This window comes from Bartonella sp. AP57NXGY, assembly GCF_042195805.1.
Lineage (GTDB): Bacteria > Pseudomonadota > Alphaproteobacteria > Rhizobiales > Rhizobiaceae > Bartonella.
The window spans coordinates 74,604-92,305 of sequence record NZ_JBHIOZ010000001.1; the positions used below are offsets into that span (position 1 = coordinate 74,604).

Annotated in this window: 15 protein-coding genes and 1 tRNA gene; 9 read left to right on the top strand and 7 right to left on the bottom strand. The window is 35.8% G+C overall.

Annotation, left to right across the window (positions count from 1 at the left end):
- Nucleotides 1–23: 23 nt before the first annotated feature.
- Complete coding sequence (gene carA / locus ACFIL8_RS00330; RefSeq protein WP_375636814.1) at nucleotides 24–1,220, top strand: glutamine-hydrolyzing carbamoyl-phosphate synthase small subunit; 1,197 nt, start codon at nucleotides 24–26, stop codon at nucleotides 1,218–1,220.
- Between the two features lie 873 nt (nucleotides 1,221–2,093).
- On the opposite strand, the gene ACFIL8_RS00335 is transcribed toward carA, so the two are convergent.
- Nucleotides 2,094–3,314 carry an MFS transporter gene (locus ACFIL8_RS00335; RefSeq protein ID WP_375681902.1) on the bottom strand — a complete coding sequence of 407 codons (1,221 nt, stop codon included), beginning with the start codon at nucleotides 3,312–3,314 and terminating at the stop codon, nucleotides 2,094–2,096.
- A 757-nt stretch (nucleotides 3,315–4,071) separates the two neighbouring features.
- Between ACFIL8_RS00335 and ACFIL8_RS00340 the strand changes: the two genes are divergently transcribed.
- The gene (locus tag ACFIL8_RS00340; RefSeq protein ID WP_375668333.1) at nucleotides 4,072–4,911 is read left to right on the top strand and encodes a DUF1460 domain-containing protein; all 840 of its coding nucleotides are present in this window, start codon (nucleotides 4,072–4,074) and stop codon (nucleotides 4,909–4,911) included.
- 1,296 nt (nucleotides 4,912–6,207) lie between these two features.
- Here ACFIL8_RS00340 and ACFIL8_RS00345 read toward each other — a convergent pair.
- Nucleotides 6,208–7,116 carry a cation diffusion facilitator family transporter gene (locus ACFIL8_RS00345; protein ID WP_375688722.1) on the bottom strand — a complete coding sequence of 303 codons (909 nt, stop codon included), beginning with the start codon at nucleotides 7,114–7,116 and terminating at the stop codon, nucleotides 6,208–6,210.
- A 765-nt stretch (nucleotides 7,117–7,881) separates the two neighbouring features.
- On the opposite strand from ACFIL8_RS00345, the gene ACFIL8_RS00350 reads away from it, so the two are divergent.
- Nucleotides 7,882–8,691, top strand: coding sequence for a TrmH family RNA methyltransferase (locus tag ACFIL8_RS00350; RefSeq protein WP_375628781.1), 810 nt, complete (start codon nucleotides 7,882–7,884; stop codon nucleotides 8,689–8,691).
- A 280-nt stretch (nucleotides 8,692–8,971) separates the two neighbouring features.
- Here ACFIL8_RS00350 and mnmA read toward each other — a convergent pair whose 3' ends face one another.
- On the bottom strand, nucleotides 8,972–10,195 hold the full coding sequence (gene mnmA / locus ACFIL8_RS00355; RefSeq protein WP_375628779.1) for a tRNA 2-thiouridine(34) synthase MnmA: 1,224 nt from the start codon (nucleotides 10,193–10,195) through the stop codon (nucleotides 8,972–8,974).
- 390 nt (nucleotides 10,196–10,585) lie between these two features.
- On the opposite strand from mnmA, the gene ACFIL8_RS00360 reads away from it, so the two are divergent.
- A complete protein-coding gene (locus tag ACFIL8_RS00360) occupies nucleotides 10,586–10,861 on the top strand; it encodes a DUF1153 domain-containing protein (protein WP_273790817.1) in 276 nt (91 codons plus the stop codon).
- Nucleotides 10,862–11,000: 139 nt separating this feature from the next.
- On the opposite strand, the gene ACFIL8_RS00365 is transcribed toward ACFIL8_RS00360, so the two are convergent.
- Nucleotides 11,001–11,387 (bottom strand): flagellar export protein FliJ, encoded by a 387-nt coding sequence (locus ACFIL8_RS00365; protein WP_375606932.1) that lies wholly within the window; start codon nucleotides 11,385–11,387, stop codon nucleotides 11,001–11,003.
- A gap of 563 nt (nucleotides 11,388–11,950) precedes the next feature.
- On the opposite strand from ACFIL8_RS00365, the gene ctrA reads away from it, so the two are divergent.
- The gene (gene ctrA, locus ACFIL8_RS00370; RefSeq protein WP_273790819.1) at nucleotides 11,951–12,652 is read left to right on the top strand and encodes a response regulator transcription factor CtrA; all 702 of its coding nucleotides are present in this window, start codon (nucleotides 11,951–11,953) and stop codon (nucleotides 12,650–12,652) included.
- Nucleotides 12,653–12,875: 223 nt separating this feature from the next.
- Here ctrA and chpT read toward each other — a convergent pair whose 3' ends face one another.
- Nucleotides 12,876–13,514, bottom strand: a complete 639-nt coding sequence (gene chpT / locus ACFIL8_RS00375) for a histidine phosphotransferase ChpT (protein ID WP_375632317.1) — start codon at nucleotides 13,512–13,514, stop codon at nucleotides 12,876–12,878.
- A 214-nt stretch (nucleotides 13,515–13,728) separates the two neighbouring features.
- On the opposite strand from chpT, the gene ACFIL8_RS00380 reads away from it, so the two are divergent.
- From ACFIL8_RS00380 to ACFIL8_RS00390, 3 genes are read left to right on the top strand one after another with little or no spacing between them, the layout of a single operon-like run.
- Nucleotides 13,729–14,325, top strand: coding sequence for a DUF1134 domain-containing protein (locus ACFIL8_RS00380; protein WP_375613340.1), 597 nt, complete (start codon nucleotides 13,729–13,731; stop codon nucleotides 14,323–14,325).
- 27 nt (nucleotides 14,326–14,352) lie between these two features.
- The gene (locus tag ACFIL8_RS00385; RefSeq protein WP_375628774.1) at nucleotides 14,353–14,739 is read left to right on the top strand and encodes a hypothetical protein; all 387 of its coding nucleotides are present in this window, start codon (nucleotides 14,353–14,355) and stop codon (nucleotides 14,737–14,739) included.
- A complete protein-coding gene (locus tag ACFIL8_RS00390; RefSeq protein WP_375611955.1) occupies nucleotides 14,729–14,995 on the top strand; it encodes a hypothetical protein in 267 nt (88 codons plus the stop codon). The genes ACFIL8_RS00385 and ACFIL8_RS00390 overlap by 11 nt, the downstream gene beginning before the upstream one ends.
- Nucleotides 14,996–15,319: 324 nt before the next feature.
- Here the strand turns inward: ACFIL8_RS00390 and ACFIL8_RS00395 are convergent, their stop codons facing one another.
- Nucleotides 15,320–16,438 carry a DegT/DnrJ/EryC1/StrS family aminotransferase gene (locus ACFIL8_RS00395; protein WP_375628772.1) on the bottom strand — a complete coding sequence of 373 codons (1,119 nt, stop codon included), beginning with the start codon at nucleotides 16,436–16,438 and terminating at the stop codon, nucleotides 15,320–15,322.
- Between the two features lie 49 nt (nucleotides 16,439–16,487).
- Entirely contained in the window at nucleotides 16,488–17,444 is a 957-nt protein-coding gene (locus tag ACFIL8_RS00400) for a Gfo/Idh/MocA family protein (protein ID WP_375612035.1), read from the bottom strand.
- 164 nt (nucleotides 17,445–17,608) lie between these two features.
- Here ACFIL8_RS00400 and ACFIL8_RS00405 point away from each other — a divergent pair.
- Nucleotides 17,609–17,685 (top strand) — tRNA-Met (locus tag ACFIL8_RS00405).
- The last annotated feature ends 17 nt before the right edge of the window (nucleotides 17,686–17,702 follow it).

Consider the following 17,702-nt stretch of genomic DNA (forward strand, 5'->3'; position numbering starts at 1 on the left):
AGAATAAATTGTGGATACATACTATGATACAAGCGACTTCACCCAGCCACCCTTGGAGTATCAAAAAACCGACAGCCCTCTTAGTCTTAGCAGATGGAACCGTTATTGAAGGCAAAGGAGCAGGTGCTACAGGTATAGCTGAAGCTGAAGTGTGTTTTAACACCGCCATCACAGGCTATGAAGAAATCCTCACAGACCCGTCATACACACAACAAATCGTTAATTTTACTTTTCCTCATATAGGAAATGTAGGGGCAAATAGCGAAGATATTGAAGATCTCTCTCCTCTCAATTGTCATGGTGCTGTTGGCGCTATTTTCAAAGCAGACATTACACATCCCTCAAATTATCGATCCAATGAAAATCTTCATCAATGGCTTAAAACGCGTAAAATTATTGCACTTTGTGGTATTGATACACGTGCACTCACAATTCTTATTCGTGAAAAAGGTGCACAAAATGCTGTCATTGCACACGATGCTAATGGAAACTTTGATATTCCTTCTTTAAAGAAACGTGCGCAAAAATGGCAAGGTCTCGTCAATCTTGACCTTACGAAAGACGTGACATCTCAATCATCAATGCAATGGAATGAAAAACCATGGAGTTGGAATAAAGGATACGGTACAAACAATGTGCACAATCTTCATATCATTGCAATTGACTACGGTATTAAACGTAATATTCTTCGCCTTATGGCAACACAAAAAGCACGCATTACTGTTGTGCCTGCCCACACAACTGCAAAAGAAATTCTGGCAATGAACCCTGATGGCGTTTTTCTTTCTAATGGACCAGGAGACCCCGCAGCTACGGCTCAATATGCCATTCCAACAATCAAAACATTAATTGATCATAATTTACCAATTTTTGGAATATGTCTTGGTCATCAACTTCTCGCTCTTACGGTTGGTGCAAAGACCATGAAAATGCACCAAGGACATCATGGTGCCAACCACCCAGTTAAAGACCTTAACACTGGAAAAGTTGAGATTGTATCGATGAATCACGGTTTTGCCGTAGATTCTTCCTCTTTACCACAACATGTTCAAGAAACACATATTTCTCTCTTTGATGGTTCAAACTGTGGTATTCGAATCATTGGAAAACCTGTTTTTTCTGTTCAATATCACCCCGAAGCTTCTCCTGGACCACAAGATAGCCACTACCTCTTTCAGCATTTTAGTGATCTCATTATGAATTATAAAAAAATATCTTAAAATAAAAAGCCTCACCTTTTAACTTCTCTCCTTTAAATTATATCATCTTCCTACGCACAATTATATTATTTTTATACCTACAACTTATTGAATAAATATTCTTATTGATCATTCTAAAACTAAAAAGAGCGCACTGAATAACTTAAATTTTTCTCCCTCCTCTTCTCTTAAGGTCGTATCCATCAAAATCATTGGCTTCTCCCCCCAAGCAAGGTAAGTGTATCGATAAAAACTATTTTTAAAAAGAGTAAAGTGTCTAAACTTCAAATAAGCATTTGATTCACAATACAATTTTAAGCATTCTATTGTGCATGAGAAGCATAACTCCTCCTAAAGAATAAAAAAAAAATTAAAGTGTGAGACAATGCAACAAATCTCTACTTTTTAAAAGATATTGCCGTAGATGGTTTTGAAAACTGTAAAGCCGAATAAAAAAGTAATAGCAAAACAGAAAACATCTTTTCAATTTTACAACGTTATATTCTTCCAAAATGAGGTTGTCTTTCGATTCCAGAAATGATGCCAACAAATATAAGCAATATTTTACTTCCAATTTGCCATATAAAATTTGGAATTGTTCATACAATACTGATACATCTAACTCAGATACGTTTTAATCTTTTTTTTTCAATATGCTGCTACATTAGCACTGGATATTAATTTGCAAGCAATAGAAAAAATACGGTCTCCCCTATACAAACAATATCACAAAATAAAAAAATTATTTTCACTAAATGAGAAGGATATATCGATATTCTATACAACACTTTGTGAAACAAATATCACAAAAAACTTTCTGCCTATAAAATGATACATTTTGTTTATCTTGTGCATTCTCTAGCAAAATAGTACGTACCAGCCCCTCTCAACAAATTAACGTACCCGCAAGACAAAAATAACTGTCGCAACAACAAGAAGAAAAAAGCCTCCAACAAAAGGAGCACCAGAAAAATAAAACAGTGCATTTTTATCTGTAAAACATTCAAAAAGAAACACATAAAAAACAGAACCAAATGTTAAACTCAACGAAATAACAGATGTCATCGCTCCTTGCAGTTCTCCTTGTACATTTGTCGGTACCTGCGCTGAAGCAATAGCACGTATAGGTGCATGAACAAGATATTCAAGCATTGTACACATACAAACCATATAAACCATCCACCCCTGCGTCGCGAATGTATAGCCCAGCATAGCAACAGAGGCAAACAAAAGCCCCACTATAACAATATGCCAATCACTCCATCGTTTAGAAAAATAAGGCAAAATGAGAGCGACTACAATAAATTGGCCTATCCCAAAAACACTATAGGAGAGTCCAATAGAAAAAGAACTCCAATCATAGCGTTCTTTTGCAATGAAAGCCCAAATGCTTAACCATACAGATTCCGCAAACCAATAAAGAAAAAAGACCAATAACACCCAAAGAACCATCGGATATTGTTTCAGGTGCCAAAAAGCACCTAAGGGATTTGCCCGCTTAATATCAAAAAAGCGCCTATTCCATAAAGAAAGGGTTTCTGGAAGCATAACCCAAGAAAAAATAAAATTAATGAGTGAAAAACCAACAGCAAAATAAAACGGAATACGCGGACCAAACTGACCTAAAAAACCACCAATAAACGATCCTAAAATAAACCCCAATGCGGATGCAATGCCTAACAAACCAAAATTGCGTGTACGGGTTTTATCATCAGATATATCCGCAAGATAAGCTGTACAAGTTGCAAAACTAGCGCCACTTATCCCTGACAAAAGACGCCCGATAAATAACATAGAATAGCTCCATGCTATAGCACATATGAGATTATCAAGAGCAAAGCAAATAATAGAGAGAAGCAAAATAGGACGACGACCATAACGATCAGAGAGATTGCCAATAACAGGAGCAAACAAAAACTGCATCACTGAATAAGCTGCAAGTAATTTTCCTCTTTCTACAAAAGATGTACTGACCTCTTTTCCAGTTAATTGAGAAAAATATTCAGGCAAAACAGGACAAATGATCGCAATACAAAGAATATCTAACAATAAAGTGATGAACACTAAAACGAGCCCACGCTGAACAAATTTCGGATTGAGCATTTGGTCTGGCATAACATACACACTATTTTACGCATACAATGACTCCCCCGCTCTCTTTTAACTCCCGTTTCCTTTTAAAAGTATTCTATACCGTATACTTTTCACATACAAAATAATAACAAAGTAAAAATTTAAGTAAGAGTCAAGATAAAACTATAAAATTACGTTTTAATTGGTATATATTTAATTGCTATCTCATTGTCAAAGAATAAAAATTTTTTTGCATTATACGAACAAAATATTTGTGCGACAAACTCATGAACAAAATTTCATGAAACACAAAGTATTTCCAATAGTTTTAGAGACATTATGATGAATTTTATCAGACATCGTTTCCCCCTCTCATCCCACCGTTTTCAGGAATCTCAATTCCATCAGATACGTTAGATATACTATAGTAATTGAAACCTTTTAAAAGATAAGCTCTTAAAAAATTTTCTTACCCTCAGAATATGCTATAAGGTTAAAGCAGCATCACCAGAATAGCTTAACAACGTAAAAAGCTCATCATATTTTTAAAAGTATTTATTTGACAATAATTTTGATTAAAAAATAAGTATATTATAGAGAAAGTTCTTTAATTCTATAATCTTAGAAAATATTCATATCGCTTGCAATTTGTGGAACCTTATTTTATCTTTATATTCATTGATACTCTTAATGATTGTATGCTACCATTAAATCTAACGATGATCATGATAAGCATTTAAAAAATAGCACTTTTAGAAATAGTTCGTCATGAATTTTTAATTCAAAAATGGTGTATAAAATGCGAAAAATATCCCTATTAATTCTCATATTAATGTTGGTAACAGGATGTGATGTTCAGGATTCTGATTCACAAGAGAGTATTTTAGAAAATAAAATAAAAACACAACAAACAACCAACGTAAACCTAGATCCCTATACTCTAAATAAATTAAATACTCTTCTCAAAAAACGTTCAGAAACAAATTATCAGGAAAAAGGGGCACTAATTGACTTTCTTTCTGAAGCTTTTTTAGGGACACCTTACCAAGCAAATATGTTACATGGCTCAGAAAATACACCAGAAAAACTGATTATTGACTTTAGAGGCTTAGATTGCTTCACTTATCTGGATTATGTTGAAGCATTGCGCAAATCAACATCCCAAACAGAATTCATAAATAACGTCATAAAAACGCGTTATATTAACGGTAATGTTGATTTTTTAAATCGGAAACATTTTTTTACGGATTGGGCTTATAGAGAATATAAACTCGCCACTGATATTACCGCTGAAATAAGTCCCCATGCGGTAAAAATAGAAAAATATCTCAACAAAAAAGCTGATGGTGAAAGCTATCTACCTGGGTTGCCAGTTGTGAAACGCACGATAACGTATATTCCAAGTAACTTTATTAATGAGGAGGTTATAGGTCGTTTACAGTCTGGTGATTTCATTGGTATTTATACGAAACTTGCTGGATTGGATGTAACACATGTGGGCTTCTTTATCATGACAGATAAAGGGCCAATGTTAAGAAATGCTTCTTCACGAAAAGAAAACGAAAAAGTCGTTGATTCTCCTTTTATGAGTTATGTTGAAAAAACACCAGGAATCATTGTTTTAAGAGCTCTTGAATAACATCATAGCGATATGAAATATCTTCTCTATTCTTAAAATATATACTGTCGTTATTCAGGTAAACATCTAACTTCGTTCAAGCTATACGGATATAATATATTTGTTTACAGTTTTAAGAGAAAAAAGTCGTTTTGATCTAACTTTGTTTATAGGTATGACAAAATCATTTTTGGAGAAATCACGGATTTGTAATCACTTTTACTGGTTGAAAGATTAAAGACAGAAAAGACTCTATTATAGTATCACGCTTTCCTTTCATATTCTCAACCAAGAGTTATCTTTAGATTACCGCTAATCTGATCTTTACGAATATAACGCAAAAAACACAAACGAACGTTTGTAAAAATAAGTAAAAGTAAAGCCAGATATGTTTGGTGTTGTTTCATAAAGTATTTTATAAAAATTCAATCTACCTCTCTAATTTATTGCATATAAATTTTTGACTTTATAGCTTTGTTTTCCTTATAAAGTCTTTGCTTTTTGTTATTATCTATAAATTAAAATAGCCCTGATATAGCAGCATATTATGATTAGGATGCACCAGTAACTGTACGAGTCCTTGTAAAATTTTGATGCCAGATTGGAATGAAAATATGAAGGCATCAATTAAAAACCAGTTTCTATCTTTAGCATCATTCTTTAGTTCAGCTTTACAATTTTCTACAGTAACGACAATAATATCCTTCAAAGAGTAGAGACATGAGCATTATTTTTTTTCATCTTTTAATGAGTCCCCCATCCTTCATGCAATAAAGAACACTCTAAACAGAACACATTGTATCGATAAAACAACACATTTATTAGCAACAATAATGATGATTAATCTATGATCACAAACTTTAAAACCCTATTCATAACTTTTATATAAAATTTATAATTAAATCTCATTAAAACTTATTACGAAGGCTTCACTCCTCTTCGCCCTAAGAAACGAAACATCTACTCCCGACAGTCTGTAAACGATCCGTTTTCTTAAATGGATTTAAGCTGCTAACCATTTCATGAGATTCACTTACAAAAGAATACACCGGCAAGTCCTATTTTGAATATTTACTCCATACTCTAAAAACACTTAATAGATCAAATTTTATATGCCTTATCTCACCACACCTTAAATGACAGTGTTTTAACGAAATAGAATAAATCTTGCCTTAAATACTCTGTTTAACCTTGTATACTTGATTGATGCAAAAATTAAATCAACAAAAGAGCATCATTGTATTTTCGAGAGGTATGAATCACCCCATCATAAAAAAACAGCCCTTATAACATAACAGACAATTTGAAAAAATCTTTTTATATAAAAGGGATCACCGTTGTACCGGGAGGCAATTTTGCCTCATCTTCAGGCTCGACATGAATAGAAATACGCACATTATCAAATTCTTTTTGAAGAACAGCTTCGATTTTATCACAAATTTTATGTGCTTCTCCTACCTGCATTACAGCAGGCACAACCAAATGAAACTCTATAAAAGTAACCCTCCCAGCAACACGCGTCCGTAAATCATGGACCTCAAGCGCACCCGATGCATTTGCAGAAATCAGCTCCCGAATCCGCATGCTTTCATTCAATTCAACGCCAACATCCATTAATCCCTGAACAGCACTTCTAATCACCTTCCAGCCCTGTAAGAGAATATTAACGGCAACGATTATCGCTAAAATTGGATCTAAAGCTCCCCATCCTCCGACAAAACCAGCAATCAAACCAATTAAAATTGCAAGCGACGTAAAAACATCAGTTATAAAATGTACTCCATCAGCTTTAAGAGCCGGTGAGCGATGGAGTTTTCCCTGTCCAATAAGAACCATTCCCCACATACAGTTTATGACAGTTGCAATAAGATGAATAACAAGCCATATTCCAGGCTTCTGCAACAATTTAACGGTAGAAAGAGCTATCCATGCTTCTCTTAAAATAACAATTGCCGCAATAATAATGAGTACCCCTTCAAGAATTGCGGAAAAATATTCCGCTTTATGATGCCCAAAGGGATGATCATGATCTGCTGGCTTCATACTCACTTTAACAGCCCACCATGCTGCTAATGACGCAAGAATATTAACGATTGATTCCAATGCATCAGAATAAAGTGCAACCGAACCTGTGATGTGATATGCCCAATATTTCAAAGCAAAAACAATACACGCAATAAAAATAGAGTATAAAGTTAAGCTTTGTATATTGATTTTTACATCCATGAACCTCATCCTTTTCTTCACGAAATAGGGAATTAATATTTTCAACCATATCATTATACTTTTGGCATAACGACGATCTTTCCTCAATATTACAGAAGCTTCATCATACAATAAACGCCTCAGCTCACCATTATTATCGTAAAAACTGCTCAGTTACACGAACAGCACCAATAAATAAAGAAGAGAGAAAATAATAGAAAGAAGAGTTTTCCCAAGAGCAATCAAACACATAACCTTCATTATTAATCGTTTTCTGAATAACTTAAAGCCATCTCACTTCTCATAAACGAAAAACTTGTTTTTGCTCAAATCTATCATGATCATGCATTATTTTTCAGTCTTATGATGTGCATTATAACCCATCTATAAGCCATCTTTGCACCTTAGAAAAAATATCTTAGCACTCTACGGTAACTTTACAGGTCAACTGGATTTTAAAATATGATTTACTAAAAAATTTAGATATAAAAAGAATAACAATGATTACCCTCAAAAAAAAGAATCTGGGCATTGGGGACCCAGATTCTTTTCCCTTAGAAATTAAGGGCATACAGAACTTGGGAAATAGCGGGGACCCAAGACACTGCACCCGATACAAGAAAAATATATGATTCCGTATCAGTATTTTTACATTATACCTATGGTTGTATATTGTCAACATAAATTCTACCATAAGTTTTAAAAAATATTTTTTTATCTCTTCTTTTTAAATAAAACAAATTCTAACATCTGGAAATCATAAGAAAAAAGCACTAAAAATCTCGCATGCATTTGAATATCATAACAATCAATGAAACAGATGATCCACGCCTAAAAGCCTATCATAATATCCGTGAAAAAGATCTTGTTGGACGGCAACATCAATTTATTGCTGAAGGCAAAGTAACATTGTCCGCATTACTACATTCGAAAGAGTTTTCTGCCATCTCACTGCTCATCGTAGCAAACCGTCTCTCTGGACTTCTACCGCTTTTAGAAAAAACACAGCCTCTATGTCCCATTTATTGCGTTCCACAAAAAGTTATGGATAATATCACCGGCTTCCATGTTCATCGTGGTGTTCTGGGTATTGGTAAACGCAAAATACTGCCACCCTTACAAAGTTTTTTACAACATCTTCCAGAAAAAGCTTTGATTCTTGTTTTATGTGGTATCTCGAATCACGATAATATGGGATCAATTTTTCGTAATGCAGCAGCCTTTGCCAGTAATGGCATTATTGTCGACAAAACCTCATGCGATCCACTTTATCGCAAATCAATAAGAGTGTCTGCCGGCGCTGCTTTAAAAGTACCCTATACGCAAAACGCTGATATAGATGACATTATAGCTGCTCTAAACGATGAAAACTTTCATCTTTATGCACTCTCCCCTTCTGCCTCACACACTCTCAAGCAAGCCAACAAAACCAAAAGAATGGCACTTATTTTTGGAACAGAAGGCGATGGCTTACCACCCCATATACTACAACAATCAAACACCTTACGTATTCCCATGACTGACGGTTTTGACAGCCTTAATGTTGCCACAGCCTCAGGTATTGCACTTGCTCATTTTACCAACTTTGACCACTAAAGATGATAACACTTCAAGTTATAAAACATACCCAATGTTGTATGTTATCTATCAGTCTCCAATAATATTGCCGTTCCCTAGCCTTTGAAAGCATTGATAAAAAACATTTTTACATTTTCTTTATCATCACTTTCCACACCCTAACCCCGCTTATGACGTGTAAAAGATATAATTTTGATGGATTCAATCATAAAACAAACTTTCAATGAGAAAATCTTCCGGAAGTCTCTCATTCAAGTTTAAGATTAAAAAATATCATTATAAATCAATTTACTATGCTTTATAAAGCTGTTGTTTTTAGTTCTGAGGAAACAGAATCTTTTGTTTCGAGATTACATAAAACGCGCTTCAACATCATTTCAGTATCGGCTGCACGTTCTGAATGTGTTACAAATCCTCCCCCAAGAATACGCGCCTCATGACCATTTCCATCATAAAGAACGCAAGCTTGCCCTGGTGCCACACCATTTTCACATTCCAATAAATCAACGGAAAAAATACCTTCTTTATAATGTAAGCGCGCAAGGTGAGGAGGACGCGTTGAACGCACCTTTACAGCCACCTCAATACCTTGAGAAGGGAAATTATCTAACGACTCATCACCAAGCCAATTCACATCACGTAAAAAAAGCTTATGCGTTTCTAACATTTCACGCGGTCCAACAATAACACGTGCATTTTCCACATCGAGATAAACCACATAAAGCGCTTCACCCGTTGATACCCCAATACCACGACGTTGACCAACCGTATAATTAACAATTCCCGAATGTTTACCTAAAATCTTTCCATCAATATGGACAATAACGCCAGGATTAGCTGCTTCTGGACGCAGTTTTGCGATAACATCTGAATATTTTCCTTGTGGAACAAAACAAATATCCTGACTATCATGCTTATTGGCAACCACAAAGCCCATTTCTGCTGCCATTTCACGAACGCGGGCTTTTGGAAGGTCACCAAGTGGAAAACGCAAATAATCAATCTGTTCTTGTGTCGTTGCAAAGAGAAAATAACTCTGATCACGATCATTATCGAGAGGACGAAAGAGTGCTCGATGCGCTCCGTGGGAACGCGAACGAATATAATGTCCCGTAGCCAAAGCATCTGCTCCCAATTCGCGTGCCGTTGTTAATAAATCAGCAAACTTAACCGTTTGATTACATGCAATACATGGTACTGGGGTCTCTCCATGAGCATAACTTTCTGCAAAAGGATCAATAACAGCTTCGCGAAAGCGCTTTTCATAATCAAGAACATAATGCGGTATTCCTAGTGTTTCTGCAACGCGGCGTGCATCCTCAATATCTTGTCCTGCGCAACACGCCCCCACCCGATGCGTTGCTTCCCCATGATCATAAAGCTGCAACGTAATGCCAATAACATTATACCCTTCCTTTTTCAAAAGACCTGCAACAACCGATGAATCAACCCCCCCCGACATTGCAACAACAATGCGAGAATCCTCAGGTTGTCCTGGTAAATCAAGACTGTTTAAAAACATGTATTCATTCTCTATTTAATGCTCTGTTTAATGGCTAGCCATATGTTGACATTCTGATGCACGCTCTTTAGCACTTTTACACGATTGATTGCCTTTATATTATTTTTTTATCCTTTCCACAACCATAGGCATTACTTTCTTAAAAGCTGCTGCAAACAAAAAAAGAATGATAGAAATAAGGCATAATGGTAATCGTTTAGGAGAAAACCTTTTTTCTCTTTTGAAAAATCCGGTAAAATATTGCAAGAATCTCTTCTACACACTTCAACTTGAGCTTCTTTTTACATACCCAATCACTTTATTAATTTTTTCTTTCAGCGCTTTTAGCTCTTTTTTAAATTTCATGCTCTATAAACGAATCAAGTCCTTGACTAAAGGTAGAGGATACGAATGAGCAACTTGATAAAAACACAAATGAAATATGTTATTGGGCCAGATGGAAGTCCGCTTACAATTGCCGACCTACCGCCGCAAACAACACGGCGCTGGGTGATTCGTCGCAAAGCTGAAGTTGTTGCGGCTGTCAGAGGTGGATTGTTAAGTCTTGACGAAGCGTGCCACCGTTATACTTTGACTGTAGAAGAATTTCTTTCATGGCAAAGTTTAATCGATGAACACGGTTTAGCGGGATTACGAACGACCAAGATTCAACACTACAGGCATTAAGTTGCCATTGATTAATAACATAAAGCAATCTATAAAACAGCCAAACTTGATAAAAGTTTGGCTGTTTTATACTATATCCAAAAGATAAACCTGAAAGAATGGATTTTTCAATAATTGCTTTTATCATCCAGCCATTAAATTAGCCAACCATTGAATTAGATTGAATCAAAATATCCTTATCATCCGCAGCAATCTTCTTTTCTCGTGCTTCCAAAAGCTGTGCACGTTGCAGCTCTGTATTAGCTTCATGGAGAGCAATTTCAGCATTTGTTTTTTGAAGTTCTAAATCACGAATTGAATTGATCAGATTATCACGTCTTTGCCGCGCTGCACGCGCAAAAGCAGAATAAGCAAAATGGTGAACATCATTGTTTCCAGATTTACGTTCTTCATGAGTAATCTGTGCTTCCAACTCTAACACCATTCGTTCAAATTCTGCGATCATCATCTCAAGCTGTGCAATTTCACGGCGCTTTCCACGCACTTGAAACATCCTCAATCGCACCATATTTTCTCGTGGCTTCATACTCACTACTCCTTGATTGCGCCAACTCAAAACTCGCATTCACACCCAATAAATATCTTTTAGTTATATATCTATCCGACAAAAACAGTCTATTAACTTGAAATTATAATAATTTTTGCCTTGCATTAAAGCATCTGAAAATACAATCTGCTTTAAAGAGCAATAACTATTTCTTTAACTTTTCCCCCATTATAAACTGAAGAGGTTTAAAGCTCAGTAAATAAACACTGAAATTGTAAAAAAGTAATTTATAAAGCTCTTTTACAAATTTTTTTAAGTTAAAGTTTATAGAAAAAGCCCTCCTTTTTTATTATGTTAAAAAATATAGGATTTTTCTAAAATAATTTTGTAGCCTCTTTCAAAAATAAAAATATTTTGTTAACCACTATCATGGATAGTGGGGAATTTAGTAGTGATTGTTACGCGTACTACTGAAATGTTCATAAACGCTTTGTTATAAGTGTTTGATTTAATGAATTGTTTTTATAACAGTGGTTTTGCTAACTGATATAAAATAGAAATGCTCCTTATGATTCGTGAAGGAGCAAAGTGAGGGATCTAAAATGCGCGTATTATTAATTGAAGATGATAGAGCAGTTACTCAAAGCATTGAGTTGATGTTAAAGTCGGCTAACTTTAATGTTTATATCACTGATCTGGGTGAAGAAGGTATCGATTTAGGAAAACTCTATGATTATGATATCATTTTGCTTGATCTGAATTTGCCTGACATGTCAGGGTATGATGTCTTGCGGACTCTAAGGTTGGCAAAAATAAAAACTCCTGTCCTAATCCTCTCTGGTATGAATGCCATTGAAGATAAGGTTCGTGGTTTTGGCTTTGGAGCAGACGACTATATGACGAAGCCTTTTCATAAGGATGAGCTCATTGCACGTATCCATGCAGTTGTTCGTCGTTCAAAAGGACATGCACAATCGGTTATTGTTACCGGAGATCTCACCGTTAACCTTGACACAAAAACTGTCGAAGTTGCAGGGCGCCCTGTTCACTTAACCGGTAAAGAATACCAAATGTTAGAGCTTCTCTCTTTACGCAAAGGTACCACCCTTACCAAGGAAATGTTTCTCAATCATCTCTATGGTGGAATGGATGAACCAGAACTAAAGATTATCGATGTTTTTATTTGTAAATTGCGGAAAAAATTGGAAGCAGTCTCTTCCAGTGTAAATTACATTGATACAGTTTGGGGACGTGGTTATGTATTACGTGATCCAGTTGAAGAGAACGTACGAAAAACCGCTTAAGCAGTGAACATGCACATTGTAAAATCTCGGAGTGTAGCGGGCCGAGATTTTTTCCCGAGATCTTTTCTCTGTTAAAAGTAGAGAACTCGCACACTAAAAATCTCATATAGAAAGCGCTTAAAGCTTAAGAAGTAACCACACCCAATTTACACATATAACCTTATCGCTCATAAGTTCAATCGAAGCCACTTTTCCCAACACAGCTTAAGCGCTTCTCTCTTATTCAAAGCTTTTTTACACTTTCTAAAACAATACAACCATCACTTTCATCAATATTTATTTTCATCTCTGTCATCTGAGCAAGTAACATTGTGTAATAAAATTGGATGACATGTGCATCAATAAGCTCTTCTTGAACTTCTCCACGAAATAACGCAAGAAAATGAGGGGGTATACGGAGAGTTCTACCGAAAACCTCAAATCGAAAAGAACGTTTATTTTCTTCTTGCAAAATCATAACAACAATTTCACCACCACGAGAAACTGTTGCGTTTGCAATCAATAATAAATTAAGCAAAAGTTTAACTTCATCTTTTTCTAACAATAAAGAAGAAGCTTGCCATTTTAAAGTTGCTTTTTCTTCTTTCATATATTGTTGAGCAACCTGCTCTGCAGTCCGTGTATCTATTTGTCCTCCACTTGCACCAGCAAAACCAAAAGCCAATCGCGCAAATTGTAGACGTGCAGCAGCACTCGCAACGGATAAACGCACCAATTGTAAAGCATCTTCTTCAGCTCCTCCTTCATCATAAAGCTCCATTGCATTTTGAATAGCCCCCACAGGTGAAATCAAATCATGGCAAATACGACTACAAAGCAAAGCAGCAAGATCCATAGGCTTCAAAGAAATATCTAACGTCATAATGATTGAAAACTCCTAGATTCAAAAAAACAAACTTTATTTTAAAGAAAAACTCTTAACATCTGATGCATAATAGGAAACATTAACAATCATGCTAAAAAATTCAGAAATAAATTCAAGAATTTAAATAACCTTATATCTTATTTTTTATTTGAATAGAATGAAAATTCTAATATTATCTTTTTGTTTATCACTAATAAAAGGAGAAAACTCCATGGCTCTCTCTCTGCTCAAATACTGGTACAAAAATATTATATCTTTAATCTTCCTTTTATTCATCACCATAAACACTACACAAGCTCGACTAAAACCAATAGAGCAAAACGAACCTCATTATTCACTCCAAGAAATTATTGATTCTGGTCATATTTTTTTTGGAAAAACAGCCAGTGGTCTGGCTGTTGCAATTCAAAATATTTTTTCAAAATACGGTTATCCCAATGCCTATATTTTAGGAGAAGAAGCTTCTGGTGCCTTTTTTGCTGGATTAACCTATGGCGAAGGAATGGTTTTTACCAAAAGCTATGGTCAACATAAAGTTTTTTGGCAAGGTCCCTCAGTAGGATGGGATTTTGGCGGCCAAGGCTCCCGTTTAATGATCTTAGTTTACAATCTTAATGGCATAAATAATTTATGGAGACGCTATGGTGGTATTTCAGGTTCGGCCTATTTAATTGCAGGTGTTGGTTTTCATGTCCTAAAATACCACAATACCTTGTTAATCCCAATACGTACAGGAGTCGGCGCACGCCTTGGTATCAATATAGGATATTTAAAATTAACACATAGACCGACATGGAATCCGTTTTAAACGGTTTCTTATTTGAAAAGGGGTATTATGCTTATTCAATCATTTCTTTTTTTTATACTTGGAGTTGCTTTCACTTCCTGGTTACTGGTGCTTTTATCTCCTTTTATTTGGCGTAAAGCCGTTCATTTTGCGTATAAAGATGTTTGTGCGAAAATGCCATTATCACTCGCGGAAATAGAAGCAAATCACGATTTTCTTCGTGCACAACATGCTGTAGAATTAGCAAACAACCAACAAAAGTACGAATTTTTGCAAAAAAAATATGTCCAACAAAAAATACAACTGAGCCAAGTAACAGAACAATTTTATCGGCTATGCCTCCCCACAAAAGATACTCTCACCAAAGAAGCGATAGCAATCAAACAAAATATCGCCACACTATACACTTCCAAAGGAAAGACAAATGATGCGTGAAAAAGTCGCACACTATCAGCAACGCTTACAAAAAATCCAAACTCATGAGCTGGACACGACCGCCAACCACCAATTGCTAGAAGAACTCCGAGAAGAAACAAAAGAACTTGCAGCAACATTGGCAGCTCAAATAGCGCTACAAGAGGGGAATACATCACCCATCAACACATTGATTCAAAAATCCAAAAGCAAAAATGACCTAGCATCACGTATTCGCCAAAAAATAACTTTTCTCTCCAAAAGCCCTGTTAAATAAGTTATCTTTTAAAACACCTTAAATGAAGAGTAAAATCAACAAAGGTTCATTGTAACTTTCATAACCCAAATCCTTTTTACTAAACGTGACTTTTTTGCTAAGCTAAAGGACAAAGTTTCTTAGCCCATACCGTTCTGTTAAAAAATATCTTCTTGTCTAGAAGCTTCACTTTCTAATCATATCACCGCTCTAAAGGACAACATTTCATAGGTCCTAGAAAGGAAATAATACCAAAACATTGGCCACACACTCTAACAAAAAATACCTTCTAAGATGGATCACCAATAAAGCTTTGACCATAATTTTAAGGATAAAAACACGCTCTCAAGAGTGATAAAAATCTCTTATTTTTTTGATAATCATATCCTGATCCGTTTGTGTCAAGTAAGGATGCATTGGTAAACTTAAAACACACTCTCCTAAAGACTCTGAAACAGAAAGGGAATCTTTTACATAAGGGAAGTGTTTATAAGCTGGCTGTTGATGTAAAGGAGTTTTATAATAAATCATTGTAGGGATAGAATTTTTTTGTAAAAAATCTTTTAATTTATCCCGTTCTTTTACCTTAATCGTATATTGTGCATAAGCAGAACGAATATTTTCTCCTATTTCTGGAACTGTAACAATATCTCTTAAGCCATTGGAATAGCGTTGAGCAATTTCTACACGCTTTTCCATTTCATCTTCAAAAATCGCAAACTTTTCTAGTAAAATTGCAGCCTGAATGCTATCTAGGCGCGAATTCATACCAATACGTACATTGTCATATTGCGTTTCACCTTTACCATGAAACAAAATAGAGCGTAAAAGTTCTGCAAAATGATCATCATTGGTCATCATAGCGCCTCCATCACCATAACATCCTAATGGTTTTGCAGGATAAAAACTTGTAGCAGCCACATCACCAAAAGCACCACACATAGTATTATCGCTTCTCCCCCCCATAGATTGAGCAGCATCTTCAATTACAAAAAGATTTTCCTTTGCAGCCACTTGAGCAATTTGCACATAGTCAGCAGAAAGCCCAAATAAATCAACGGCAATAATAGCCTTTGGCTTTAGACGTCCCTCTTTTTTTACCATTTCGATAGCGTGAGAAAGTTTTTCAACATCAATATTGAATGTATCAGGTAAAACATCGACAAAAACAGGTTCAGCCCCCACCAAAGCAACCACTTCAGCCGTTGCTGAAAATGTAAAACTAGGACAAAAAACAGCATCCCCTAGACCAATATTTTTAGCCATAAGAGGCATCTTCAAAGCATCTGTTCCATTAGCACATGCAATCACATGTTTAACGCCAAGATATTCTGCCAATTTCTCTTCAAATTCTGTTACTTTTGGCCCCAAAATATACTTACCACTAGCGACTACATGCGCAATTGCAGAATTAATTTTATCTTCAATACGCGCACGCTGCGCCCCAAGGTCGATGAATTGCATATTAACTCCATTGATCATCACAAGAATGCAAAAGCGCTACCTATCTCTTTTATCTATCATAATTGACATCAGCAGCTGTTAAAATCCGTAAAACAGCAACAGCATCATCACCATTTGTACGAGGTGATTGACGCGTTTCAATACAATGAAGGAAATGCCGTAATTCGCAAGTAAGCGGCAAATCTTCACAAACATCAATGTAATTCAGCTCATCCATGCTAAAAGCCCACTCTTGATTTTCTTTCCAAACGGCAAAATGGTGCATTGCCAATTTACGACTCCACGGTTCCATATCATCAAAAACGAGTATAGCCTTTGTTCCAACAACAGTTAAACGCCTCTCACGATAAGAACTCAAGCGTGAAGTAAAAAGATGACTACGCACACCATTTGGAAAAATCATATGAATATGAGAAAAATCAGAAATCTGATCAACGACAGCAGCCCCCTCACCGCGAATTTCGGAAGGTTCACATCCTGTCAACGCCAAAATCATTGAAAGATCATGAGGGGCAAGATCCCATAAAGCATCACTGTGTGTGTGAAATTTTCCAAAGCCTAATCTATGAGAATAAATATATCGCACATCTCCCACATCTCCGTTTTTCACCAATTCACACATTTTTTCAAAAGCTGGATGAAAACGCAAAATATGGCCCACCATAAAAACTCGCTCATAGGCCTCAGCCTCCTGAACTTGGCGTTTAGCATCAGAAACATTCAAGGCTATTGGTTTTTCCACCAAAACATCTTTACCATTTTTAACAGCACGGAGCACATTTTGCGTATGCAATTGTGGCGGCAACGCTAATACCAGCGCATCAATATCTCGATGAGTAAAAAGATCATCTGGTGTAACAACCTCTACACCATACAGTGTTGCAAAACTAGCAGCACGATCATTATCAATATCAGAAACTGCTGCTAAAGCCCCGAGAGAGTGGAGTGTCCGTATATGATTTTCACCCCAATGACCGCATCCTAAAACCGCTACACGTGGCACCATTTTCATGCCTTACCTTACTTTATCATATGAAAATTACACTTTTACATATCGAGGATAAAATAGAATGACAAGAGAAAAGCTTAAAAACGATGCTTGACATCTTACTATTCTACCCCTTATATCCGCAAAAGATGTAATTATTGACAATTATGATTGCTTATTTTGGCGGAGTAGCTCAGTAGGTTAGAGCAGAGGAATCATAATCCTTGTGTCGGGGGTTCAAATCCCTCCTCCGCTACCATTACTTTTTTATTGTGT

What these genes read in the sequence shown, in the direction of transcription:
- carA (WP_375636814.1), top strand. Translation starts at nt 24, where the DNA reads ATGATACAAGCGACTTCACCCAGCCACCCTTGGAGTATCAAAAAACCG.
- ACFIL8_RS00335 (WP_375681902.1), bottom strand. Translation starts at nt 3,314, where the DNA reads ATGCCAGACCAAATGCTCAATCCGAAATTTGTTCAGCGTGGGCTCGTT.
- ACFIL8_RS00340 (WP_375668333.1), top strand. Translation starts at nt 4,072, where the DNA reads ATGCGAAAAATATCCCTATTAATTCTCATATTAATGTTGGTAACAGGA.
- ACFIL8_RS00345 (WP_375688722.1), bottom strand. Translation starts at nt 7,116, where the DNA reads ATGGATGTAAAAATCAATATACAAAGCTTAACTTTATACTCTATTTTT.
- ACFIL8_RS00350 (WP_375628781.1), top strand. Translation starts at nt 7,882, where the DNA reads ATGCATTTGAATATCATAACAATCAATGAAACAGATGATCCACGCCTA.
- mnmA (WP_375628779.1), bottom strand. Translation starts at nt 10,195, where the DNA reads ATGTTTTTAAACAGTCTTGATTTACCAGGACAACCTGAGGATTCTCGC.
- ACFIL8_RS00360 (WP_273790817.1), top strand. Translation starts at nt 10,586, where the DNA reads ATGAGCAACTTGATAAAAACACAAATGAAATATGTTATTGGGCCAGAT.
- ACFIL8_RS00365 (WP_375606932.1), bottom strand. Translation starts at nt 11,387, where the DNA reads ATGAAGCCACGAGAAAATATGGTGCGATTGAGGATGTTTCAAGTGCGT.
- ctrA (WP_273790819.1), top strand. Translation starts at nt 11,951, where the DNA reads ATGCGCGTATTATTAATTGAAGATGATAGAGCAGTTACTCAAAGCATT.
- chpT (WP_375632317.1), bottom strand. Translation starts at nt 13,514, where the DNA reads ATGACGTTAGATATTTCTTTGAAGCCTATGGATCTTGCTGCTTTGCTT.
- ACFIL8_RS00380 (WP_375613340.1), top strand. Translation starts at nt 13,729, where the DNA reads ATGGCTCTCTCTCTGCTCAAATACTGGTACAAAAATATTATATCTTTA.
- ACFIL8_RS00385 (WP_375628774.1), top strand. Translation starts at nt 14,353, where the DNA reads ATGCTTATTCAATCATTTCTTTTTTTTATACTTGGAGTTGCTTTCACT.
- ACFIL8_RS00390 (WP_375611955.1), top strand. Translation starts at nt 14,729, where the DNA reads ATGATGCGTGAAAAAGTCGCACACTATCAGCAACGCTTACAAAAAATC.
- ACFIL8_RS00395 (WP_375628772.1), bottom strand. Translation starts at nt 16,438, where the DNA reads ATGCAATTCATCGACCTTGGGGCGCAGCGTGCGCGTATTGAAGATAAA.
- ACFIL8_RS00400 (WP_375612035.1), bottom strand. Translation starts at nt 17,444, where the DNA reads ATGGTGCCACGTGTAGCGGTTTTAGGATGCGGTCATTGGGGTGAAAAT.